Source organism: Idiomarina sp. MD25a, assembly GCF_001870515.1.
GTDB lineage: Bacteria > Pseudomonadota > Gammaproteobacteria > Enterobacterales > Alteromonadaceae > Idiomarina.
On the sequence record NZ_MDGT01000003.1, the window covers coordinates 350371 to 373932 of the forward strand.

Annotated in this window: 24 protein-coding genes; 15 read left to right on the plus strand and 9 right to left on the minus strand. The window is 49.6% G+C overall.

Features of this window, described 5'->3' with window-relative positions; translation table 11 throughout:
- The first annotated feature begins 4 nt into the window (after positions 1–4).
- From murD to lpxC, 9 genes are all read left to right on the plus strand, one after another.
- A complete protein-coding gene (gene murD / locus BFR57_RS05810; protein WP_071463078.1) occupies positions 5–1372 on the plus strand; it encodes a UDP-N-acetylmuramoyl-L-alanine--D-glutamate ligase in 1368 nt (455 codons plus the stop codon).
- A complete protein-coding gene (gene ftsW, locus BFR57_RS05815; protein ID WP_071463079.1) occupies positions 1356–2582 on the plus strand; it encodes a putative lipid II flippase FtsW in 1227 nt (408 codons plus the stop codon). Before murD ends, ftsW begins: the two co-directional genes overlap by 17 nt.
- A complete protein-coding gene (gene murG, locus BFR57_RS05820) occupies positions 2579–3718 on the plus strand; it encodes an undecaprenyldiphospho-muramoylpentapeptide beta-N-acetylglucosaminyltransferase (RefSeq protein WP_071463080.1) in 1140 nt (379 codons plus the stop codon). Before ftsW ends, murG begins: the two co-directional genes overlap by 4 nt.
- Entirely contained in the window at positions 3715–5184 is a 1470-nt protein-coding gene (murC, locus tag BFR57_RS05825; RefSeq protein WP_071463081.1) for a UDP-N-acetylmuramate--L-alanine ligase, read from the plus strand. The genes murG and murC overlap by 4 nt, the downstream gene beginning before the upstream one ends.
- On the plus strand, positions 5181–6107 hold the full coding sequence (locus BFR57_RS05830) for a D-alanine--D-alanine ligase (protein ID WP_071463082.1): 927 nt from the start codon (positions 5181–5183) through the stop codon (positions 6105–6107). The genes murC and BFR57_RS05830 overlap by 4 nt, the downstream gene beginning before the upstream one ends.
- The gene (locus BFR57_RS05835; protein ID WP_071463083.1) at positions 6108–6872 is read left to right on the plus strand and encodes a cell division protein FtsQ/DivIB; all 765 of its coding nucleotides are present in this window, start codon (positions 6108–6110) and stop codon (positions 6870–6872) included.
- Positions 6873–6878: 6 nt separating this feature from the next.
- Positions 6879–8111 carry a cell division protein FtsA gene (gene ftsA / locus BFR57_RS05840; RefSeq protein WP_071463084.1) on the plus strand — a complete coding sequence of 411 codons (1233 nt, stop codon included), beginning with the start codon at positions 6879–6881 and terminating at the stop codon, positions 8109–8111.
- A 40-nt stretch (positions 8112–8151) separates the two neighbouring features.
- The gene (ftsZ, locus tag BFR57_RS05845; protein ID WP_071463085.1) at positions 8152–9345 is read left to right on the plus strand and encodes a cell division protein FtsZ; all 1194 of its coding nucleotides are present in this window, start codon (positions 8152–8154) and stop codon (positions 9343–9345) included.
- Positions 9346–9448: 103 nt separating this feature from the next.
- Entirely contained in the window at positions 9449–10363 is a 915-nt protein-coding gene (gene lpxC, locus BFR57_RS05850; protein ID WP_071463086.1) for a UDP-3-O-acyl-N-acetylglucosamine deacetylase, read from the plus strand.
- Between the two features lie 60 nt (positions 10364–10423).
- Here lpxC and BFR57_RS05855 read toward each other — a convergent pair whose 3' ends face one another.
- Complete coding sequence (locus BFR57_RS05855; RefSeq protein WP_071463087.1) at positions 10424–10882, minus strand: DciA family protein; 459 nt, start codon at positions 10880–10882, stop codon at positions 10424–10426.
- 43 nt (positions 10883–10925) lie between these two features.
- Between BFR57_RS05855 and BFR57_RS05860 the strand changes: the two genes are divergently transcribed.
- The 3 genes from BFR57_RS05860 (at position 10926) to mutT (ending at position 15068) form a co-directional block, all read left to right on the plus strand.
- Positions 10926–11852 (plus strand): M23 family metallopeptidase, encoded by a 927-nt coding sequence (locus BFR57_RS05860; RefSeq protein WP_071463088.1) that lies wholly within the window; start codon positions 10926–10928, stop codon positions 11850–11852.
- Positions 11853–11934: 82 nt separating this feature from the next.
- The gene (gene secA / locus BFR57_RS05865) at positions 11935–14652 is read left to right on the plus strand and encodes a preprotein translocase subunit SecA (RefSeq protein WP_071463089.1); all 2718 of its coding nucleotides are present in this window, start codon (positions 11935–11937) and stop codon (positions 14650–14652) included.
- Positions 14652–15068, plus strand: a complete 417-nt coding sequence (gene mutT / locus BFR57_RS05870) for an 8-oxo-dGTP diphosphatase MutT (protein ID WP_071463090.1) — start codon at positions 14652–14654, stop codon at positions 15066–15068. The genes secA and mutT overlap by 1 nt, the downstream gene beginning before the upstream one ends.
- On the opposite strand, the gene yacG is transcribed toward mutT, so the two are convergent.
- The 8 genes from yacG to nadC all read right to left on the minus strand — a co-directional run bounded on the left by yacG (position 15065) and on the right by nadC (position 21231).
- Positions 15065–15250 carry a DNA gyrase inhibitor YacG gene (yacG, locus tag BFR57_RS05875; RefSeq protein ID WP_071463091.1) on the minus strand — a complete coding sequence of 62 codons (186 nt, stop codon included), beginning with the start codon at positions 15248–15250 and terminating at the stop codon, positions 15065–15067. The genes mutT and yacG overlap by 4 nt on opposite strands.
- Before the next feature lie 13 nt (positions 15251–15263).
- Positions 15264–16025 (minus strand): cell division protein ZapD, encoded by a 762-nt coding sequence (gene zapD / locus BFR57_RS05880; RefSeq protein ID WP_071463092.1) that lies wholly within the window; start codon positions 16023–16025, stop codon positions 15264–15266.
- Positions 16026–16089: 64 nt separating this feature from the next.
- Positions 16090–16695 (minus strand): dephospho-CoA kinase, encoded by a 606-nt coding sequence (coaE, locus tag BFR57_RS05885; protein WP_071463093.1) that lies wholly within the window; start codon positions 16693–16695, stop codon positions 16090–16092.
- Positions 16695–17555: an A24 family peptidase gene (locus BFR57_RS05890; RefSeq protein WP_071463094.1), complete on the minus strand. Its 861-nt coding sequence runs from the start codon at positions 17553–17555 to the stop codon at positions 16695–16697. Before BFR57_RS05890 ends, coaE begins: the two co-directional genes overlap by 1 nt.
- Positions 17556–17565: 10 nt before the next feature.
- Positions 17566–18612: a type II secretion system F family protein gene (locus tag BFR57_RS05895; RefSeq protein WP_071463095.1), complete on the minus strand. Its 1047-nt coding sequence runs from the start codon at positions 18610–18612 to the stop codon at positions 17566–17568.
- Entirely contained in the window at positions 18590–19852 is a 1263-nt protein-coding gene (locus BFR57_RS05900) for an ATPase, T2SS/T4P/T4SS family (protein WP_071463096.1), read from the minus strand. The genes BFR57_RS05895 and BFR57_RS05900 overlap by 23 nt, the downstream gene beginning before the upstream one ends.
- Positions 19849–20298, minus strand: coding sequence for a prepilin-type N-terminal cleavage/methylation domain-containing protein (locus tag BFR57_RS12955; protein ID WP_071463097.1), 450 nt, complete (start codon positions 20296–20298; stop codon positions 19849–19851). Before BFR57_RS12955 ends, BFR57_RS05900 begins: the two co-directional genes overlap by 4 nt.
- A 57-nt stretch (positions 20299–20355) precedes the next feature.
- Positions 20356–21231, minus strand: a complete 876-nt coding sequence (gene nadC / locus BFR57_RS05910; RefSeq protein WP_071463098.1) for a carboxylating nicotinate-nucleotide diphosphorylase — start codon at positions 21229–21231, stop codon at positions 20356–20358.
- 25 nt (positions 21232–21256) lie between these two features.
- Here nadC and ampD point away from each other — a divergent pair, with 25 nt between their 5' ends.
- From ampD to pdhR, 3 genes are all read left to right on the plus strand, one after another.
- Positions 21257–21865 carry a 1,6-anhydro-N-acetylmuramyl-L-alanine amidase AmpD gene (ampD, locus tag BFR57_RS05915; protein ID WP_171903945.1) on the plus strand — a complete coding sequence of 203 codons (609 nt, stop codon included), beginning with the start codon at positions 21257–21259 and terminating at the stop codon, positions 21863–21865.
- Entirely contained in the window at positions 21862–22698 is an 837-nt protein-coding gene (gene ampE, locus BFR57_RS05920) for a regulatory signaling modulator protein AmpE (protein ID WP_071463099.1), read from the plus strand. Before ampD ends, ampE begins: the two co-directional genes overlap by 4 nt.
- 116 nt (positions 22699–22814) lie before the next feature.
- Positions 22815–23561: a pyruvate dehydrogenase complex transcriptional repressor PdhR gene (gene pdhR, locus BFR57_RS05925; protein WP_071463100.1), complete on the plus strand. Its 747-nt coding sequence runs from the start codon at positions 22815–22817 to the stop codon at positions 23559–23561.
- Position 23562 lies beyond the last annotated feature (1 nt).

A 23562-nucleotide genomic window follows, 5' to 3' on the forward strand; every position in this document is an offset into this window, starting at 1 on the left:
GGTTATGGAACAGCGAATTCATTGGCAAAAACTAGACACTGTTGTGATACTCGGCCTTGGGCAGTCGGGCCGCTCGGTAGTGCGCTTTTTGGTCGGTGAAAACAGCCCGTTACATGCTGATTGTGAGATCCACACGTGTGATAGCCGCGAACAGCCGCCGGGCCTTGACGAGGTGAAGCAGTTGCTTGGCGAAGAACGAGTGACTACGGGTGGCTGGCAGCTTGAAGATTTACTTGCGGCCGATCTTATTGTTGTAAGCCCAGGCTTAGACACGCGCGACGCGAAGATTCAGATGGCGCGTGATGCCGGCGTTCCGATTATCGGGGACGTTGAGATTTTTGCACAACTTAATCAACGACCCGTTGTGGCAGTAACGGGATCAAACGGCAAATCGACCGTGACTACGTTAGTAGAACAAATGGGCCAATATCACGGCCATCGCTGGGTTGCGGCAGGTAATATTGGTGTCGCCGTGTTGGATGCACTGCAACAGGACGCCGATGCCTATGTGTTAGAGCTTTCGAGCTTTCAACTTGAGACTACGCGCAGTCTCAAGCTTGCGGGTGCTGCGTTATTAAATGTCAGCGCTGACCACCTTGATCGTTATGATTCTGAACAAGCCTATTTTGAGGCTAAATTAAATATCTTTAACCATGCGGCAGTGAGCGTCCTAAACCGTCAGGATTCGCAGCATTGGCCCAGTAAAGTGCCTCAGTCATTAGTTACCGTTGGCACCGATGAAAGCGCTAATGGTTACGGGCTTATCAAAAATCCTGAAGGTATCGCCATCACTCGGCACGGAAAACCGTTAGCAAGTGCTCATCAGTTTTCGCTAGCGGGAACTCACAACCTAGTTAACATCCAAGCCGCACTTGCGTTAGCCGAAACCCTCGGGCTGACACCCAAGCAGGGTGTGCAAGCTATCGAGCAGTTCAGTGGTTTACCGCACCGATGTCAGGTTGTTTATGAAGCCAATGGTATACGCTGGGTTGATGACTCAAAAGCAACCAATATCGGCGCCACAGAAGCGGCAATCAATGGCTTACGCCCGATGATTAAAGGACGCCTGATCCTGATCGCGGGTGGCGATGGTAAAGGCGCTCAGTTTTCTCAGTTACTGCCGGTATTGAGTCGTGTCGATGTCTTGCTGACCATCGGTCGCGATGGCAAAAAAATCGGTGAGTTACGTAAAGGGGCGCGTTACTGTGAACAGCTATCTGAGGCGGTGAGAACAGCGCAGCAAATCGCTGAGCCTGAAGACTGGGTGGTTTTATCCCCAGCGTGCGCTAGCCTTGATCAATTTAGCAATTTTGTAGAGCGCGGTAAGGCGTTCCAACAGCATATAGCGAGGTTATATGAGCGCAGCGCGTGAGCAACAGTTGCAACTCAATATGACCGAGCGCGGGAAGCACTTGGGTGTTGCGCTGTGGGCGTGGTTGCGACCTGCAGCATCGCAGTGCCTTTATGATCGCACCTTGTTTACGCTCGCCATCACGCTGCTGGTGTTCGGTTTTGTGATGGTCACATCGGCTTCCTTACCAACCGCGGATAAGCTCACCGGGCAGCCGTTCTATTTTGCCATTCGTCACACCATCTATGTCTGTGCGGGACTGGTTGTTTTGCTAGTCAGCCTTGCAGTACCCACCCAACTTTGGCAAAAGCACAGCGGTAAGCTGTTGCTAATCGGCTTGGCGCTGCTGTTAGTTGTATTGGTGGTCGGTCACTCGGTGAACGGGGCACAACGTTGGATTAAAGTAGGACCCATCACTATACAAGTGGCGGAATTAGCGAAATTATTCTTTTATATCTACATGGCGAGTTATCTTGATCGTCGTGAGGTCGAATTGCGTGAAGCGACCAAAGGGTTTATTAAGCCAATGGCTTTGCTGTTTTTAGCGTCTGTTTTGCTACTCATGCAGCCGGACTTTGGTACTGTCGCTGTCCTGTCAGCGACGACAATTGCCATGCTGTTTTTGGCTGGCGCTAAATTATGGCAGTTCTTCAGTGTCTTTATCACCTGTGTATTGGCGCTGATTCTCCTCATTGTTATCGAGCCCTACCGGATGCAACGTCTGTTGACTTTTTTGGAGCCTGAGAAAGATCCCTTTGGGGCCGGCTATCAACTAATGCAATCACTGATCGCATTTGGTCAGGGTCACCTGTCCGGTGTTGGTTTAGGTAATAGTATTCAAAAATTACAATACTTACCTGAGGCGCATACTGACTTTATTATGTCGGTTGTTGCAGAGGAACTCGGCTTCTTAGGTGTAATGGCGGTGATTGCGCTGGTATTGATGATGGTCGTGCGGGCGCTGATTATTGGTCGTCGCTGTTTAATGGTGCAAAAACGTTACGGTGGCTACCTCGCTTACGGTATTGGCGTGTGGTTCAGTATTCAAGCGTTTGTGAATATCGGTGTGGCTTCCGGCGCGCTGCCGACCAAAGGCTTGACCTTACCGCTGGTGAGTTACGGCGGCACTAGTTTGTTAGTTTCGAGTTTAGCCGTCGGGCTATTACTTCGAATCGATCATGAACGACGTATGACTGGCCGGAAAGTAACGCCGCGCGGAGGTGCCGAATGAGTCGCATCCTAATCGCAGCGGCAGGTACCGGTGGGCACGTGTTTCCAGCATTGGCAGTCGCCCAGGAATTGCGCGCAGAAGGCCACCAAGTTGAGTGGGTGGGCACGCAAGAGCAACGTATCGAGGCGAAAGTCGTACCGCAACACGACATTCCTTTACACCGTATTGCCATGACTGGGCTGCGCGGTCATGGTGTAAAACGGCTGCTAACCATGCCGAAAACGTTACTCTCTGCATGGCGCCAGGTTCGTAAACTATTTCAGACATTTCAGCCGGACTTAGTGCTAACGTTCGGTGGTTACGTGTGTGCACCTGTCGGCTGGGTAGCGCATCAACGCGGTGTTCCTTTGTTAACTCATGAACAGAATGCTGTTCCCGGTATGACAACTTTGTTGTTGGCGCGATGGGCCCAATTAGTGTTGCTCGGTTTACCACTGGATAAGTCACGACCTAAGAGCCAGCGTCTTATGCGACAAAGCAACGTATACCGTGTTGGTAATCCATTGCGTCAAGAAATTATTGCAGCGGCAGACGCCCGTCCTGCGGAGTCACACCACGATTCAATCAACCTACTGATCGTAGGGGGGAGCCTAGGTGCACGCGTATTTAATCAAACGCTGCCCGAAGCGCTGGCGCGGATAAATGGAACTGTGAACGTGACCCATCAAGTAGGCGCTGGCAACAAGGTTGCCGCAGAGCAAAGTTATCAAGCGGTCACGTTGAAAGACAAACAGGTTCAAGTGGTCGAGTTTATTGATGACATGGCGAGTGCTTATGCCGCCGCTGACATTATTATTAGTCGTGCTGGCGCATTGTCGGTGTCAGAAATTTGCGGCGTTGGGCGCGCTGCTGTGTTTGTTCCTCTGCCTCATGCTGTTGATGACCATCAGACCGCGAATGCGCGAGCGGTGGCTGAGGCGGGTGGCGCAGTAGTGATAGCGCAAAGTGACTTTACCGCTGATGGCCTTGCAAAGTCCTTGCAAAGTTTATTGCAAGCGCCTTCGCAACTGTGGAAAATGGCGAGCTTTTCACGCTCGGTTGGTGAATTGCAAGCAACAGACCATATTGTCCAGCTATGTCGCCAGATTCTGGCGGGCGAATCCCACCCGCAACCCGCAGTAGAGAGAACGTTATGAGCCAAACGACACAACAACCCTTTACCATTGTGAATGTCCCCGAAATGCGTCGTGTCAAGCGTATCCATTTTATAGGTATCGGTGGCGCAGGGATGGCGGGTATTGCCGAAGTTTTATTAAATCAGGGCTATTGTGTTGTCGGTTCAGATGTTGCAGATAATGCCAACACACGACGGCTACAAGCCATTGGCGCTGAACTTTTTATCGGTCATCAAGCTGGCAATGTTGATGGTGCTGATGTAGTGGTCGTCAGCAGCGCGATAAAAGCGGATAACGTTGAGCTCGAAGCGGCGCAACAGCATCGAATTCCAATCGTACGGCGCGCCGAAATGCTCGCGGAATTAATGCGTTTTAGACATGGTATCGCAGTAGCGGGCACGCATGGTAAAACAACCACCACCTCATTGGTTGCGAGCATCTTCGCACAAGCGGAGCGTGACCCAACCTTTGTCATTGGCGGTCTGCTCAATTCAGCAGGCAGTAATGCGCGGCTTGGCTCCAGCAAATACCTGATTGCCGAAGCCGATGAAAGTGATGCGTCGTTTTTACACTTACAGCCGATGGTCGCTGTGGTGACTAATATCGAGGCAGACCACATGGATACCTACGGTGGTGATTTCAATCGCCTCCTTGATACCTATGTCGACTTCCTCCACAACTTACCGTTTTATGGTCTTGCGGTGATGTGTATTGATGACCAAGCGGTGCGTGACCTGATTCCGCGTGTCGGTCGTCAAGCCGTAACGTATGGCTTTAGCGAAGATGCCGACGTACGCGCGGTGGATTACCATCAGCATATGGGGCAAAGCCATTTTAAAGTGTTGCGAGAAGGGCGCGAACCATTAAGCGTCTCGCTTAATCTGCCTGGTCGCCACAACGTGCTTAATGCATTGGCTGCGGTCGCTGTGGCATCCGACGAGGGCATCGAAGACGACGCTATCCAAACTGCGTTAAACAGGTTTGAAGGTATCGGCCGACGCTTTGAGTATCATGGTGAATGTCGCGTAGCCGAATGGCCGGCACACACTTCTGAGGGCGTGATGGTGGTCGACGACTACGGGCACCACCCATCGGAAGTCGATGCCACGATAAAAGCGGCACGACAAGGTTGGCCGGATAAACGCTTGGTGATGGCGTTTCAGCCCCATCGGTACTCACGTACACGCGATCTTTACGAAGACTTTGTTAACGTGTTATCGCAAGTCGATACGCTCTTGTTGTTAGAAGTGTATGGTGCTGGAGAAGCCCCTATTGCAGGTGCCGACAGTCGTTCTCTGTGTCGCTCTATTCGCCAACGAGGACAAATCGACCCGATTTATGTTGCCGATGCAGATGCTTTGGTGGATATCATTGGCGATGTATTACAGCCCGGCGACTTACTACTGACTCAAGGTGCCGGCAACGTAGGTCAGTTAGCTAAACGACTGACCCAGGATGTCTTTGATTGCAATAAGGAGGCAGTGTGAAGTCATCTGCCTTTGGAAAAGTGGCTGTCATGATGGGCGGCTCTTCAGCGGAACGCGAGGTCTCACTTAAATCGGGGCAAGCGGTATTGAATGCGCTATGTGCACAACAAATCGATGCATTTTCGTTTGATCCTGCTGAACGGCCATTGACTGACCTGCTTGACCTCGGCGTCGATCGCGCCTTTGTCGTGTTACATGGTCGCGGTGGTGAGGATGGTGCAATGCAGGGCGCATTGCAGACCCTGGGTGTGCCTTACACCGGCAGTTCAGTGTTGGGTTGTGCGTTATCGATGGATAAAGTGCGCACTAAACAGATTTGGCAGAGTATGCAACTACCTGTTGCGCCCTCAATTGTCATTCGCGTGGGTCATGCGCAGTGGGATGCTGCGCAAATACTGAAGCAGCTTGGCGGCAAAGTGATTGTGAAGCCTGCGTTAGAAGGCTCATCAATTGGCATGAGCGTGGCAGCCGAAGCCAGCGAGTTAGATACGGCGATTCGTGAAGCATTGCAGTACAACAGTGATGTGTTGGTGGAGCGCTGGATTAACGGTAATGAATATACGGTGGCATTATTAAACGGCGAAGCATTGCCTGTCATTCGCTTACAAACGCCGCACCAGTTTTATGATTTCTCCGCTAAGTATCAAGCCAACGATACGCAGTATCATTGTCCGGCCGGGTTATCGGATGACGATGAACAGAGCCTACGCCAGCTGGCACTTGCTGCGTTTGCAGCAGTCGATGGCAAGGGTTGGGGGCGCATTGATGCGATGCGGGATGAACAAGGTCAATGGTTTTTGTTAGAGGCGAACGCTGTACCCGGAATGACTGAGAAGAGTTTAGTCCCGATGGCAGCTAAGCAACGTGGACTGTCATTTGAACAATTGGTTTGGAATATTCTGGCACAGACGCTGGAGCAGTAAATGAGCCGAAAGTCCAAGTTACCGCCCATAGCGCAGTGGAACTTTTGGTTAGGGGTGGTGGTTTGCATCATCACCGTGGGCGGCTTTGTATTTGGCACGTGGTATTTAATGGACGTGCTTGAAGATGAGCAACAAGTACCGTTAGCACGGTTCAATGTGCAAGGTGAACTGTTGCAGACTGACGTTACAGCGATAAGACAAGCGATTCTGGCGGAGCCGTTAGGCAGCTTTTTTACCGCGGATGTCGATAAAATTAGAGCACGTATTGAGGCGTTGCCTTGGGTTAAGCAGGCTTCACTGCGCAAAGTATGGCCCGACAGGCTCTCGGTTCACGTTACCGAGCAAAAGCCGTTGGCACGCTGGAATGGCGATCGATTGCTGAATGCAGAGGGAGAGGTGTTTAGCGCTGATCTCAATGAAAGCAAGCTAAAGCAGCCGTTGCCTCAGCTATTTGGTCCTGAGCGAGAAGTTGAACAGACGTTGACAGCGTATCGTGATTTACAGGGGTTACTAGCGTTAAACGATCTCGGTATTTCGGCGCTACGACTGACTGATAGATTCTCGGTGAGCTTGGTATTGAAGTCGGGTATTGAACTAAAACTAGGACGCGAAGCGACCGCTGAACGGGTGAAACGATTTATCGATTTATTACCAAAAATTAAATCGCACCCAAATAACGAAAAGCAGCGCATCGAAGTCGTTGATTTGCGGTATGATACGGGGGTTGCCGTGAGTTGGCAGCCAAAAGAAGCCAAAGAGAGTTAAACGAGTATGTCGAAGACCACAGAACGACAAATGGTCGTTGGATTAGATATCGGAACCAGCAAGGTCACCGCCTTGGTGGGTGAGCTGTTACCTGATGATGATATTAGCGTCATCGGCGTAGGCGTAACAACAGCGCGCGGTATGGATAAAGGCGGCGTTAACGATCTTAATTTGGTGGTGCAATCAATTCAGCGCGCAGTCGACGAGGCTGAATTAATGGCTGACTGCCGCATTGCTTCTGTGTATTTGAATATTTCGGGCCGCCATATCTCATGCCAAAACGAGAGTGGCATGGTACCAATTAATGAGGCCGAAGTGACTCAAGATGACGTCGACAATGTCATTCATGCTGCGCAGTCGGTGCCTATCGCAAAAGAACGTCGCATTTTGCATGTGCTTCCACAGGAGTATGTGATTGACTCACAAGAGAGTATTCGCAGCCCGATTGGCATGTCAGGCGTTCGTATGGAATCAAAAGTCCATATCATCACCTGCGCCAATGATATGGCAAAAAACATCACTAAAGCGGTTGAGCGGTGTGCCCTGCAAGTCGACAAATTAATTTTTTCGGCGTTGGCATCAAGTATCTCGGTACTCACGGATGATGAAAAGGATTTAGGTGTTGCATTAGTCGATATGGGCGGCGGCACCATTGATATTTGTATATACGCAGGTGGTGTATTGCGCCATACAGCTGTGATTCCCGCAGCCGGTAACCAAGTGACCAGTGATATCGCTAAGATATTCCGCACGCCAACCAATCATGCGGAGCAGATTAAAACCGAGCATGCGTGTGCACTGCGCGGTTTGGTTAGCATGGAAGACACTATTGAAGTGCCCTCAGTGGGCGGTCGTCCTGCCCGTATGATGTCGCGCCATACTTTGGCCGAAGTCGTTGAGCCACGTTATCAAGAACTGTTTGAATTAGTACGCGATGAGATCGTACAAAGTGGTTTAGATGAACAAATCGCTGCCGGTGTCGTGTTGACCGGTGGCAGCGCAAAAATGCAAGGCTGTCTCGAGTTTGCCGAAGAGATATTTCAAATGCCAGTGCGCATTGGTAAGCCCTTGCATGTGAAAGGTTTAAAGGATTACGTAGAAGATCCGGTTTATGCGACCGCGGTTGGACTGTTAAAGTACGGTCAGGAAAACTCGACGGCATCGCAACAAGAAAGCAGTAAAACTGACGTAATCGGTATGTGGCAAAAGCTACAGAACTGGTTTAAAGGTGAGTTTTAATCGCTGGGGTAGCAAGTAAAAGCAGGTAGGGAGAAGAAAAATGTTTGAACTGATGGATAATTACGAAAGTGAAGCCGTCATCAAAGTGATTGGTGTCGGTGGTGGCGGCGGTAACGCTGTCCAACACATGGTTAAAGAGTCAATCGAAGGTGTCCAGTTCATCGCTGCAAACACCGATGCGCAAGCACTCCGTAACCATAGTGCCGATGTTACGATTCAGCTAGGCTCGGATATTACTAAGGGTCTGGGTGCTGGCGCGAATCCAGAAGTCGGTCGCCAATCGGCGGAAGAAGATCGTGACAATATTCGCGCTCAGCTTGAAGGCGCTGATATGGTCTTCATTGCTGCGGGCATGGGCGGCGGTACAGGCACGGGTGCTGCACCGGTGGTTGCTGAAGTAGCAAAAGAGCTCGGCATCTTAACCGTTGCTGTCGTCACTAAGCCGTTCCCGTTCGAGGGTAAAAAACGTATGGCGGTAGCTGAAGAAGGTATCAATGCGTTGGCACAGAGTGTCGACTCACTGATTACCATCCCTAACGAGAAGCTGTTAAAAGTGATGGGACGCGGTACCACCTTGCTTGATGCGTTTAGCGCGGCTAACAATGTGTTGCTTGGCGCGGTGCAAGGCATTGCTGAACTGATTACTCGTCCAGGCCTGATTAACGTCGACTTTGCCGACGTACGTGCGGTCATGAAAGAAATGGGCACCGCAATGATGGGCACTGGCGTGGCGAGTGGCGAAGACCGTGCTCAAGAGGCGGCTGAGATGGCCATCAATAGTCCGCTACTGGAAGACATCGATCTTTCAGGTGCACGTGGCGTTCTCGTCAACGTGACTGCAGGCATGGATATGAGTATCGATGAGTTTGAAACGGTTGGTAATACCGTCAAGGCGTTTGCTTCTGATAATGCAACCGTCATTGTGGGAACCGTTATCGATACTGAGATGTCTGATGAATTACGTGTCACTGTTGTTGCGACCGGTATTGGTGCAGAGCGCAAGCCTGATATCTCGTTGGTTAACAACGCAGGTCAAGCACCTAAGCGTGAGCAAGCGCCGCAGTATCGCCGCGACTTGGACCGCAGTTCTGCAGCGCCTCAATATGATGAGGAGCCAGAGCCAGCTACTGAGCAAAAAGCGGAGCCAGCGCGTAAGCCTGCACCGAAGCAAAGTGCTGACAAGGAATTGGATTATTTAGATATTCCAGCATTTTTACGCAAACAAGTGGATTGATGCGTAAAAATTAAGCAAAATTTGCGTCAACCATGACATTTGTCGTATAATGTCAGGCCGCATTTTCGCGGAGCAGATTTGATTGGATAGGTGAATTCGATTAATGATTACACAACGTACACTTAAAAAAGCGATTTCAACCACAGGTGTGGGCTTACACCGCGGCAACAAGGTTAACTTAACTTTGCGCCCGGCGCCGGCCAACACAGGGTTGGTGTTTCGCCGCGTCGATTTGGACCCGGTGGTGGATATCCCTGCACGCGCCGATTGGGTGCGGGACACGCAGCTGTGTACGTGTTTGATTAATGAAGACGACGTTCGAGTATCAACGGTCGAGCACTTACTCGCGGCACTCGCGGGCGTGGGCATCGACAACTTGATTATCGAAGTCGACTCGCACGAAATCCCTATTATGGACGGAAGTTCTCACCCCTTTGTTTACCTGCTACAAAGTGCGGGCATTGAGGAACAGTCCAGTGCGAAGAAATTTATTCGAATAAAACAACCTATCCGTGTCGAAGACGATGGAAAGTGGGCGGAGCTGCTACCCCATGACGGATTCCGCATCGACTTTGCTATCGACTTCGACCACCCGGCGATCTCTGATACGGGACAAACGGTGAGCATGGATTTCAGTAGTTCGGCTTTCATCAAAGAAATCAGCCGCGCGCGCACCTTTGGCTTCATGAAAGACATTGAATATTTGCGCGCAAACAATTTGGCGTTAGGCGGCAGCTTTGATAACGCCGTCGTGCTAGATGAATTCCGGGTGCTGAACACCGACGGTTTGCGGTATGACGATGAGTTCGTGAAACACAAAATGCTCGACGCGATTGGTGACTTGTACATGGGCGGACACAGTATTCTGGGCCATTTGCGTGCATATAAATCAGGTCACGCACTTAATAATCAGTTGCTACAAGCATTGTTGGAGCAGCAGTCGGCTTGGGAATTTGTCACATTTGAGGACAAAGCCGCAGAGGCGCCTATTAAATATTGGTCACCTTCGCTGGCGTAATGTGATGACATAAACGACGAATGAAATAAAAGGTGCTTAGTGAAAACTATGCACCTTTTTTTATTCGTCGGGGGTTAACTTAGTGCTGTTAGCCACCTGATCAGCAAGCTTTAATAATTGTGTTTTAAGTGGTTCGCTGCTTTGTTCGGCAAGATTTAACAGACGTTGCCGGCGGCTAACCGCCGACGGCTGTGATGCGTCAGTTGATGCTTTTTGTGCGGGGTCTATGTCGATTGTCACTTGGTTGAGCTTGATACCCGCATGGTCAAATGCGTTGATCAATGGTGCCGTCAGCGAGCGTAATTGACTCGCCGCTGAAGCAGAACGTGCGCGAACAATGAGTTGGCCATCGCGCACATTCAGCAATTCACACTGAGCAGCGAGGTTGGCGGGCAGGCTTCGTGCAAAGAGTAGTTGCCAATCGCGTAGTTGAGCGGCAAACTGTGCGTACTGGCTCAACGTGTTATGATCACGCTGGTTTTTCAGCCATTGTTTAGTGGTTTTAGGTTTAGAGTTCATGTGCGCTAGGTCGTTGCTGTAAACCCATAATAAGAGAGTAATAATGAGTTTATCAGTCTTTTATAAAGGCTCCAAAATTCGTTTTAGTTTTCGTTTGACGCGGCGCCGACTATTTTCCTATTTAGGATTAGTCGCGCTACTGAGTATTGCTTATTTCAAGCCTTGGAGTTATCAAGGTGTTGATCCCGCATTGGCGCAAACCAAAATTAGCGAAGAGCAAAAAAACTTGGCATTACAGTCAAAGGCAGTTGCTGAGCTGTATAACGAAACCGAGAAACGTCTTGGGGCGATGACAGTCTATTTAGGCGAGTTACGTGCCCATATGCGTCGACTCGATGCATTAGGTGAGCGGTTAGCGGATAAAGCCAACCTCAGTAATGGAGAGTTTAGTTTTAATTCCGAAATACCACTAGGCGGCCCAGAAACTGAAGCCGTTGCATTACCCAAGTCGACAAGCACAGAAGTTCTGTCTGATATTGAACAGATGCTGTCAAAAATTGCTGACAAGCAAAAACAACTGTCGCTACTTGAATCTGTCATGATGAATCACAATGTTAACAATGAAAGCTTCATCGCCGGCAGTCCAATCACCAGCGGTTGGCTATCATCACAGTATGGTGTGCGTAAAGATCCATTCTCCGGCAAACCAGCCATGCATAAAGGGCTGGACTTTGCGAGCTACGACGAGGAAGTGAAAGTCGTAGCGACAGGTGCAGGTGTTGTTACTTGGGCAGGGGAGCGTTGGGGCTACGGTAATCTTGTCGAAATTGACCACGGTGGTGGCTTAAAGACCCGTTACGGCCATAATGAAAAAATCAATGTGCAAGTAGGCGATGTCGTCACTCGAGGACAGGTCATTGCTGAAATGGGCAATACAGGTCGCTCCACAGGGCCTCATGTTCATTACGAAGTATTGCGTAATGGCAAACAGATAGACCCGAACCGTTTCGTTTATCGCTCAGCGGAATAACGGTTCAGCTCGGATCATTAGATGCGGTGACCAAGGGTCACCGAATTTTTTAATTTTGAATAAAACAGGATAACTCGTTCTCATGCTAGGCAGTTTGTTCAGAAAAGTATTTGGGAGTCGTAACGACCGTATTTTAAAAACGCTTCAGAAGCGCGTGAACCGAATCAATCAACTCGAACCTGAGTTTGAGGCGTTATCAGACGAACAACTAAAAGAAAAAACGACAGAGTTTAGAAAGCGTCTTAATGAAGGTGAGAAGCTAGATAGTCTTTTAGAGGAAGCGTTCGCAACGGTACGCGAAGCCAGTAAGCGTGTGTTTAAAATGCGCCACTTCGACGTGCAAATGGTCGGTGGTATGGTACTTGATGAGAACCGTATCGCAGAGATGAAGACGGGTGAAGGTAAGACCCTAACGGCGACTTTGCCAGCCTATCTTAATGGGTTGACAGGTAAAGGCGTGCATATCATCACCGTCAACGACTACCTAGCTAAGCGTGACGCGGAGTTTAATCGTCCGTTATTTGAATTCCTCGGTATGTCAGTTGCTTTTAATATTCCGGGTATGCAGCCACAAGATAAAAAGGCAGCCTATCAAGCCGATATTACCTACGGTACCAACAATGAATTCGGTTTTGATTACCTGCGTGACAATATGGCGTTTTCGCCAGAAGAACGCGTGCAGCGTGAGTTGCATTATGCGTTGGTGGATGAGGTTGACTCGATCCTTATTGATGAGGCGCGTACACCACTGATCATTTCAGGGCCTGCCGAAGACAGCTCTGAAATGTACAAGAAAATGAATGAACTGGTGCCATTATTGGTGCGCCAAGAAAAGGAAGACACCGAAGAAGAACGTGGCGACGGTGACTTTACTATCGATGAAAAGGCAAAGCAGCTGCATCTCACTGAGAATGGCCAAGAGCATATTGAGTCATTACTGAAAGAGCGTGGCATGTTGGGTGAGGACGACTCGCTGTATTCAGCCGCTAATATTACTTTACTGCACCATATTAACGCTGCCTTGCGAGCGCATCACTTATTCAGCCGCGATGTCGATTACATCGTCAAAGATGGAAAAATCATCATCGTTGATGAACACACCGGTCGTACGATGGAAGGCCGTCGTTGGTCTGAAGGCTTGCACCAAGCGATGGAAGCCAAAGAAGGCGTCGAAATCCAAAACGAAAACCAAACGTTGGCATCGATTACCTTCCAGAACTATTTCCGATTGTATGACAAGCTTGCCGGTATGACCGGTACGGCAGATACCGAAGCCTTCGAGTTTCAATCTATTTATGGTCTTGAGACCGTGGTTATCCCAACCAACCGTCCAATGGTACGTGATGATCGCGCTGATTTGATATACCTGACCACCCGTGAGAAATACGAAGCCATCGCTGAGGATATTGAAGAGTGTCGTAAACAAGGCCGTCCCGTGTTGGTCGGTACCGTGTCTATCGAAAACTCAGAGCTGCTTTCAAGTTTGCTGAAGAAGAAAAAGATTCCTCACGCGGTACTTAACGCGAAGTTCCACCAACAAGAAGCTGACATCGTTGCGCAGGCAGGTCGTCCGGGTGCAGTCACCATCGCGACCAACATGGCGGGACGTGGTACAGACATCGTGTTAGGCGGAAACTGGAAATCAGATGTTGAGAAGCTCGAAGAGCCAGATAACGACAAGATCGAGAAAATCAAACAAGAGTGGCAAGTACTGCACGATAAGGTTATCGAGTCAGGTGGCTTACATATTATCGGTACTGAACGTCATGAATCACGCCGTATTGATAACCAGCTACGTGGTCGTTCAGGTCGCCAAGGTGACCCAGGCTCATCGCGCTTTTACTTGTCCTTAGAAGATCCGTTAATGCGCATTTTTGCTTCTGAACGCATGGCAACAATGATGAAGCGTTTGGGCATGAAAGAGGGTGAAGCGATTGAACATCCATGGGTCACCCGAGCGATTGAGAACGCCCAGCGTAAAGTCGAAGGTCGTAACTTTGACGTACGTAAGCAACTGCTCGAATACGATGACGTTGCTAATGATCAGCGTCGCGTCGTCTATGAACAGCGTAATGAGTTGCTGGATGAAGGTGATATTTCAGAAACAATCGGTGTGATTCGTGAAGATGTCATTAATGCGGTCATCAGTGAATATGTGCCGCCTCAATCACTCGCGGAATTATGGGATTTGCCAAGTCTCGAAGAGCGTTTGCGCGCAGACTTTGATATTGAATTAGAGCTGCAAAAGGCGTTGGATGAAGATGAGCACTTCCACGAAGAAGTACTTCGTGAGCGCGTGTTGCAGGCATTAGTCGATGCCTATAAAGAGAAAGAAGATCTGGTTGGCCCTGAGGTGCTGCGTCGCTTCGAAAAATCGGTGATGCTACAAAGCCTTGATCAACATTGGAAAGAGCACTTGGCAGCGATGGATCATCTGCGACAGGGTATCCACCTACGTGGTTATGCACAGAAAAATCCAAAACAAGAATATAAGCGTGAGGCGTTTGAGCTGTTTAGCGAGATGCTAGAAAACTTGAAACTTGATGTAGTCACGCTATTGAGTCGAGTTCGCGTTCGCGCGCCAGAAGATGTTGATGCAGTTGACCAACAGCGTAAGGCGGCCGATAGCGCGCCGCGTGAGTTTAAACATGAACAAGCAAGTGCAACAGCTAATGCCGAATCCAATGGACAGTCTGATGAACAACAACAGCCTGCACAACGCGGTGCTAAGGTCGGACGAAATGAACCGTGTCCATGTGGTTCGGGTAAGAAGTATAAACACTGCCACGGTAAATTATAATGAAGGCTGATAGTACGACGCCCACGGTGCATGTTGCCGTGGGCGTAATCAAAAACGAGCAAGGTGAAATTTTTATCGCTAAGCGCCTGAATCATCAGCACCAAGGCGGTAAATGGGAATTCCCAGGTGGCAAAGTCGAACAGGGTGAATCAGTGACTGAAGCCCTTATTCGCGAGTTAAAAGAGGAGTGCAATATCGCTGTGACGGACTGCGCACCACTGACAGTGGTCGAACACCAATACAGCGATAAGCGCGTTCTACTCGATGTGTGGTGGGTATTGTCATATACAGGCACAGCACGTCAAATGGAAGGTCAAGAATTTGTTTGGGCTGATATTGCTCAGCTAGACGCCTATCAGTTTCCGGATGCTAATCAGCCCATCGTTGACTGTCTTATGGACGCGCAGTCCAACTAAAAGTCGTCATTAGCAGACTGCTCAGGAATCTGAGCGGGCTCACCCGGAATTGCTTTCTCTTCATTCGCCCATTCGCCAAGGTCTATCAACTTGCAGCGCTCGCTGCAAAATGGGCGGTAGGTGGCTCTAGGCGACCATTCGACTTTGCTTCCACAGGTTGGGCAGTCGACTTGCGTTGGCATGTGGTGCTCTCCTTTACTGCTCATAACAACGAGCCAGTTGAAATTCTAAATCGTGAGAATAAGCGTTACTCTGACCCTGAGTCAGGCTCATTAAGCGTATCGTAAACCGTTGGCGATGGCCTGAAACAACAGGATAAACCGAGTCCGACGTAGGTATTCTCATCCGCAATATAGCCAGAGGGTCAGTACTTTCTTGCCAAAAGCCTTTTTTGGTTTGCACGGTTTCAAACGGAGCCCGTTCCCTTAATAAACTGAGTAATTGTGACAGCGCTTGCTGGTAACTAGAAACTTGCGCAAGCCATTGTTGTTGATGCGCTAGTTGGCTTGCGGACGACTGACTCAACCAAGTCTGCAGCTGCGGCAAGTCGAACAAGGCTTGGCAACCAGGCTGCGAAAAACGTTGCTTCATACCTGCAAGAAAGGGCTCATCTTTTAATGTTCGAATCGAAATCGCGCCTTCAGTTAATTGATCTTGCGCCTGTGCTAAGCGCTCCAATAACAGCGCCACCATATCTTTATCAACCTGAGGGTGGCGTGCCCACTGTTGCACAAACTGTTTTTGCGCATCGAGATCACGGTTCAGTTCAGTTTTGAGGTCAAAGCGCTCAAACAATTCCAGTAAACCAAACAGTGCATTAAAAAACGGCAAAGCTTGTTGGTCGGTACCATCAAGTGGCGTTTGAATTTGCTGAAACCCTTGCTCAAGTCGCAAGTAAGTGCGAAACCGTTCTTGCAACGGGTATTCGAAAATCACGTAAGGCACTGGTTCCGACATGGGTCTCTCGTCTTATTAATCTGATTGCCCATGATAATGATTTAAACGCTGGGTGCAAACAGATTCACTTTTGTGCCGCTAATTCTAGATAGTGCGCGTGCAAAGCGTCTAACTGCTTATAAAGGGCGCGTAGGTCGCCTTGATTACTGACAATATCGTCCGCTTTGCTAAGTCGAGTCTCACGATCAATTTGCGAGGCAATGATAGCGGCGACTTGTTCCTCAGAGGCTTGATCGCGTTTCTGTGTACGAGCTAATTGAGTCTGCTCATCAACATCAATCACAAGTACTCGATCACAGAGCGCATCTAATCCGTTTTCTAGCAATAATGGTGCAACTAACACCACGTAAGCAGACTGCGCCTGTTCCAGCTGAATGAGAATTTGTTGACGAATCAACGGGTGCAATAACTGGTTAATCCACGCCTTCTCTTCTGGGTTTTCGAATACGCGCTGACGCAATTGAGCACGGATGAGTGCTCCCGAGTCATCAATCACCTCGGTGCCGAAGTGAGCCTTAATTTTCTCCAGACCTTCAGTGCCGGGAGCGACGACTTCGCGTGCAATAACATCTGCATCGACAATCGCAATACCTTGTTCTGCGATATAGTCTGAAGCTGCGCTTTTGCCGCTACCAATACCGCCCGTAAGCCCTAAAACGAAACGACTCATTACATCACTCCAAGCCACTGCCAATACGATTGTAGCAGCGTCTCACCCCATAGGTAACTGATAACACCGCCTATCGCTAAAAACGGACCAAACGGAATAGGTACCGATTGTTTACGTTTAACCGCAACCGCAAGACCGATGACAATGCCTGCAACCGCGCTGAAGATAACAGTGACAGGCAATAGCGTCACCCCTGTGAAAGCACTCAGGCCGGCTAATAATTTAAAGTCGCCATAACCCATACCTTCTTTGCCAGTGAGTAGTTTGAATAGCCAGTAGAGGCTCCAAAGACTCAAGTAGCCGACCACAGCACCGATGATAGCCTGACTCGGTGTGACGGTACTGAGTGGGCTGATTGACCAAAGCAAAGCAAGCCATAGCAATGGGTAAGTGAGGTTATCAGGCAGCAATTGATGTTGGTAATCAATCAGTGTCATAGCAATCAGTAAGCTTAAAGCGGTACCGAATACCCAAAAGCTGAGCGTTAGGCCAAACTGCCAAGCGAGCGCTATAAAAATGGCTGTTGTGGCTATCTCAACAAGCCAGTAATAAATAGGAATCGGCGCCTTGCAGTGACGACATTGAGCCCGCAATATCAAATAGCTCAAGATAGGAATATTGTCATACCAAGCTACCGCGCTTTGGCATTTAGGACAGTGCGATCCGGGTACCGCAATATTAAATTGGGTTTTCTCGCGTATCGGCTCACCGGCGAGCTCCGCGCATTCATACTTCCATTGTAACTGCAGTTGTTTGGGGAGGCGCACAATCACAACATTGAGAAAGCTGCCGACAGAAGCACCGAGCAGTCCTGCGATTAAAAGTGCTTGCCAAGAGGCGGCGACAAGTAATGCATCCATTTTTTACGTCCTAAGCCAATTGTTGTGTCAGCGAGAAAATAGGAAGGTACATCGCTAACAACATGAATCCTATGATGCCCGTTAGAATAACCATCAGTAAAGGATTTAACCAAATTCCTAATTGTTCACAGTAACTCTCGACCCGTTGTCGAAAATCTTCACTTAACCGTGCCACCGCCTCATCGATACGACCTACATGCTCCGCCGTGTGTAAATATGCCTGAATGGTTGGATCGGTTAACGCGACTTGGGCGAACGCGTGTGACCAGCTATTACCGTCGTTCAATGCATGGGCTATCAGCGTTAATTTGTGTTGCATGGGAAGCCATGTTGAATGTTCGGCGACCATGCGCGTTGCACTAACAGCAGACATACCACTGCGCAAACCCAGTGCGAGATACTCAAAAGTTGACTGATATATTCTAAGTCGTTGCAGTGTACCCCAAATAGGTAAACGCTGCATCAGCGCCTGACAACGTCGCTTCTGTAGTCGGTAGAATAACATGCCCAACACCACGATGATGCATACGAACATGACTAAGCGGTACGCATGGTGAGTGAACCACGCCACGCTATCAACCAAGTACTGTGTCAATGAGGGCAATGATTGGTCAGCAAAGAGTTGTTGGATGGTGGGGAGCACCCAAATGAGAAAGATGGCAACAATGAGTATGCCCATGCACAATAGTGCAAGCGGATATCGAGTCGCGTCTTTAATGAGCGATTGAATCTGCCGTTGTCGTTGCCAACTGACCACCAAACTGCGCATGACACGGGTGAGTTGACCTGTTTGCTCGGCGACAGCGATCCCCGCTTGCGCGGTTAATAGCGTTCTGTTTCTTTCCACGCTCAGCGCTTTAGAAAGGCTGACTCCCGCATTTACCTGACCATGCAAATATTGAAAATGCGCTTTAAGCGCCGGCTGTCTAATCTGCTGAGCCACGACACTGAGGGCTAATGCAAGTGGTAAGCCTCCCGATAGCAATTGCTCAAGCCGTGCTAGCGCAATATACCATTGGGCAGGGGAGTAACGTCTACGGACTCGAAACGGATTCATGGTCGCGGTCTTGATAAGTGAGTTGGATACGTGATTGCAAACTGGGTAGCTGATATTGCGCCAAGATGTTATCCAGCAGTTCATGTGCCAACGCGGACGTGTAGCCGCGCAGCCGCTCTGGCCACGGTAGCAGTTCGAACACGATACGTACGCCGCCGAACTGTCGTGCCAATAAACGCTGGCTGATTACTAACTTAAGCGCGGCGGTGACATCGGCTTGCTGAGCACCGAGTTGCACTAACCGTCGAATCACATCAATCGCTGTTTCGGCATGGATCGAAGCAATAACTAAGTGACCAGTTAGCGCGGCCTGCACCGCAATTTTGGCGGTTTCTGCATCGCGGATTTCTCCGATCATAATGACATCAGGATCCTGACGTAGAAACGCCCGAAGCACTCTGGCAAAGGTTAAGTCAAGTTGAGGTCGAACGGGCGTCTGTAGCACGCCATCAAGCTCTACCTCCACGGGGTCCTCAACACTACACACGCGTAGACCCAACTCGCTTAGCTGTTTAATAATGCTGTAAATGGTGGTGCTCTTACCGCTACCCGTAGGTCCAGAAACCAGTATCAAACCCACGCCCGAGGCAAGTTGCATCGCGAGGTAATAAAATTGCCGTGGTGTCAGACCCAACTGATGTATAGAGGGCAGCTGATCCGCACCATGTAGACAACGCACGACGACACTTTCACCGCGACTCCCAGGACATGCATTGAGGCGAAAGCGAGCCACTCGATCCGCGACAGTGAGATCGATGCGCCCATCCTGCGGCTGCTTAGTTTCTGTTACATCGACCTCTGCTAACACTTTCAGTTGCGCTATCAAGGTCTCTAAGTCCGACTGCGACAAGCGCTGCTGTTCGATCAGCCGGCCCTGAATACGCACTCGAATACGACCGCCACTGCGGACCGATTCGATGTGAATGTCGGATGCGTTGAGTTGATAGGCGTTAGCGAGTAGCGCTTGCGCGTGCGGTACTGCCGAACGTGTCAGTGGGCGTTTAGCTGCATAGACCAAGTGAACGGGCTTCGCGTCTAACGCTTGTAGCTGAAACAGGATAGCGTCGCGCTGTGACCAAGCGGGTTCAGTGATGATAAGGATACGACCTTGCTCAGCATTAAGTAGCTCCACTACTGAATCTCGTGGTAGATCTAATTGTTGCGTTAAGTGTGCGCAAGTGGTCGATGGAGACGGGAGTTGCGTGTGCCAATATTGCTGGAGGTGGTGTACGTCCTTCATTGGGCTACCTCCTCCACGCAGCGCGTCGCTAAGGGCTCGCCCGAGGAAAAGTCAGCACAGCCTAAACGCCAGTTAAAGACTAGGCCCGTGATATCGGGAGACAGACTGAGACGTAAAGGACTTTGGTCAACTAAGACGTCTGCTAATGTAAGTTGGATCACGCCGGCCGAGCTGACTTCAAGGGCGCGCAGGGCGTTTGGCAGAGGGTCGGGGATAGCTGGAATACCACGTTGACCGGGTTGTGAACAGCGGCGCATATCGCCCTCGGTTTGCCAGCACAAAGCCATGGCAAGCTGCAAACTTTGCGTGTGGTTTAACGCTTCAGTGACACGCGCTTGCTGCACATACCGTTGATAAGCGGGTACCGCGAGCGATGAGAGAATAGCAATAATGGCAACAACGACCATTAACTCTATAAGACTAAAGGCGGACGAGTACTTTTTCATAGTGGCTTTCGCGTAAAGCCAAAACTATGGTATCGCCCGCGCAGTTTGGCAAACGGATTAGTTTGTGCGAGGTTGCCCTATTCGCATCGACAAGTCGATAGCTGTGACGTGTTTAGTCAGGGCACCGCTGGAGATAAAATCGACGCCTGTTGCGCCGAGTGCTTGCAATGCTTCATCAGTAATATTACCCGACACTTCTAACTTGAGCGGTGAACCTGCGGCTTTGTTTTGTGTCACAGCCGCTTCGATATCACTGATAGTAAAATTATCTAACATGACAATATCGGCACCGGCATCCAGTGCTTGTTTAAACTCCGCCAGAGATTCGACTTCGACTTCGACGGGCTTGCCTGGATTTAATTCACGCGCCGTTTTGACGGCAGGCACAATGCCACCACAGGCGGCGATATGATTTTCCTTTATCAGGTAGGCATCAAATAAACCGATGCGGTGGTTAGTACCGCCGCCACAGCGAACCGCATACTTTTGCGCCATACGAAGACCTGGAATTGTTTTGCGCGTGTCTAATAGACGCGTATTGAACCCTGCCAATTTACTGACATAAAAAGCCGTTTGTGAGGCTGTCGCTGACAGTGTTTGCAAAAAGTTAAGTGCACAACGTTCGCCTGTTAGTAAGCTGCGGCTGTTGCCTGATAAGCGGCACAAGGTAGTGTTAGCTTGCACCTTGTCGCCGTCGGTGACACACCACTCAATAGCCACATCGGCATCCACCTGACGAAACACCTCTTCGACCCAAGCTGTGCCGCAAACCACCATATCTTCACGGGTAATAATAGTCGCTTCGCTCACATGATGAGCCGGAATCAACTGTGCCGTAATATCCAGTGTGGGATCCGCCGCTGACAAATCTTCCTCTAGGCTATGAGTGACTTGCGACGCAATAGCATGGCGTTCGGCTTCGGTGAGCTGCATGGGATACTTTACCTTTTGACTGACAATGACGATACTAGGGCACAAACTTTACCGTTTTGCTGAGCCCGTGAAAAGACACACAATAAAAAATCACTGGATTCGAGACGTAAAGCACTGTGCTTCACCGCACTATGATGAGCGCCCCGATGAACAGGACATTTCGCTTTTGGTTATCCATTGTATCAGCTTACCCGAAGGTTGTTATGGGACGCCCTATATTGAGAAACTATTTACCCAGGGTGTGAGCCAGCAAGAGGGTGATTATTTCGCGCCTTTGACGGGCTTACGCGTATCAAGCCATTTGTTGATTAGGCGTGATGGTACTATCGAGCAATACGTGCCTTTTGACAAGCGCGCTTGGCATGCCGGCGTGTCCAGTTACGACGGGCGTGAACGGTGTAATGACTTTAGCATCGGTATTGAGCTTGAAGGCACCGATCATTCCCCCTATAGCAAACGCCAGTATCAGAGCTTGGTTGATGTTAGCCAGACAATATTAGACTATTACCCTAAACTGACATTAGACAGAATCACAGGCCATCAACATATTGCGCCCGGTCGAAAGACGGATCCCGGACGCTGTTTTGACTGGTCGTATTATTTGAACGCATTGTCGCGCAAGGACTCTCTATGACACTCATTGCTTTGCTCATAGCACTTAGTATCGAAAGGCTTTACCCATTACCTGCGGTATGGTCGATCGACTTTTACATGCAGCGCTGGATGAATTGGAGCCAAACTAAAGTCCGTTACTTCCGGGAACCGTCGGCTTGGGCGTTACTGCTTCAAATTTTATTACCCGCTGTTTTAGCTTGGTTATTATTCAATTGGCTGGATAGTGGTTTAGTCCAGTTTATTGGCGGTATTATTGTGTTGTTATTGGTGATGAATGCGGGACCAGAGCGACTTGCTTACAAACAGCTACTGAAAACGGCGATGCGCGCGGATCGCGCCGGTTATCAAGAGGCTGCCGAGCAATTGCGTCACTATGCCCATTTACCCGAGGATAGCTCGGTCGAGCGCGCCGTGGTATGGCTTAACTTTGTTCACTTTTTGGCACCGATATTTTTCTTTGTCACCTTCGGGGTTGCGGGGGTTTTAGCTTACGGTTGTTTGCTAAGTGTCTACCGCGGTACAGCCCAACAGGGTTTCGAACAAGCTGCACGTGCTCAGGTCGAACGGACACTGTGGGCGCTCAACTTCATTCCGGCTCGCTTTGCGGCGCTTGGCGCCGCCTTGGTGGGCCACTTCAGTCATGCATTACCCGCCGTCATGGCGATGGCTACCAACACGCAAGATGACAACCCTGAACTATTACATCATGTGGTGGAGAAAGCAGAAGGGCGATCACATCACCCGGATGACCGATCCGATGCCGTTACTCATCAGCTTAATCTTATGAAGCGACAGCACTTATTTTGGTTTGTCGTCATCGCAGTATTAACCCTTACAGGGACCATCGTTTAGCTTTAATGCCAGTAAGTAAAGGTCTGACCAGCTAAATTAATTTGGGGTTTACCGCTGAATGATTTAGAATATCGGGCAACGTTGGTCAGACCAATTTACCGAGGGTGGACAGCACATTGCCTTTTGAACGTATAAAAGTGGCAAAAATTTCCGATCAAATCGTTTCACAAATCGAGGCGATGATCGTTGATGGCCGTTTTGAAGCCGGTCAAAAGTTGCCCGCCGAGCGAGAGCTTGCGCAACAGTTTAGCGTTTCGCGGCAATCGCTGCGGGAAGCGATTCAAAAGCTCGAAGCGAAAGGACTGCTAGAACGTCGCCACGGTGGTGGCACCTTTGTCACCGACAGCGTGAATGAATCGGTAACGACGCCGCTGTTTGAATTGCTGGCAAAGCACCCTGAGTCACAATTTGACCTACTTGAATTTCGTCACGCGTTAGAGGGCATTTCATCGTTTTATGCCGCTTTACGAGGTACAAAAGCCGATCTAGATCGTATTGAATTCAGTATCAATAGCATAATGGATTCACAAACGCGGGCTATCGACGAGCAAGTGCAGTCGCTCGTTAATTTCTATTTACGCATTGCCGAAGCATCACATAACGTGGTGCTTTTGCATGTGGTGCAGGGCATGCGCGAGCTCCTTGCAGAAAACATAAAGCAAAACTTAGAGGTGTTAGCTAACAATCCCTCAGTAGTGGAGCAATTAAACCAACACCGTTTTCAAATTGCCAAAGCAATTATCAACGGTCAACCGGAGCAGGCACGAGATGCGTGTCATCAACATTTGTCCTATATTGAACAGGCATTGATGGAGATGACGAAAGAACAATCTCGCATTCGGCGCTCGCTTCGTCGTTCCTGAT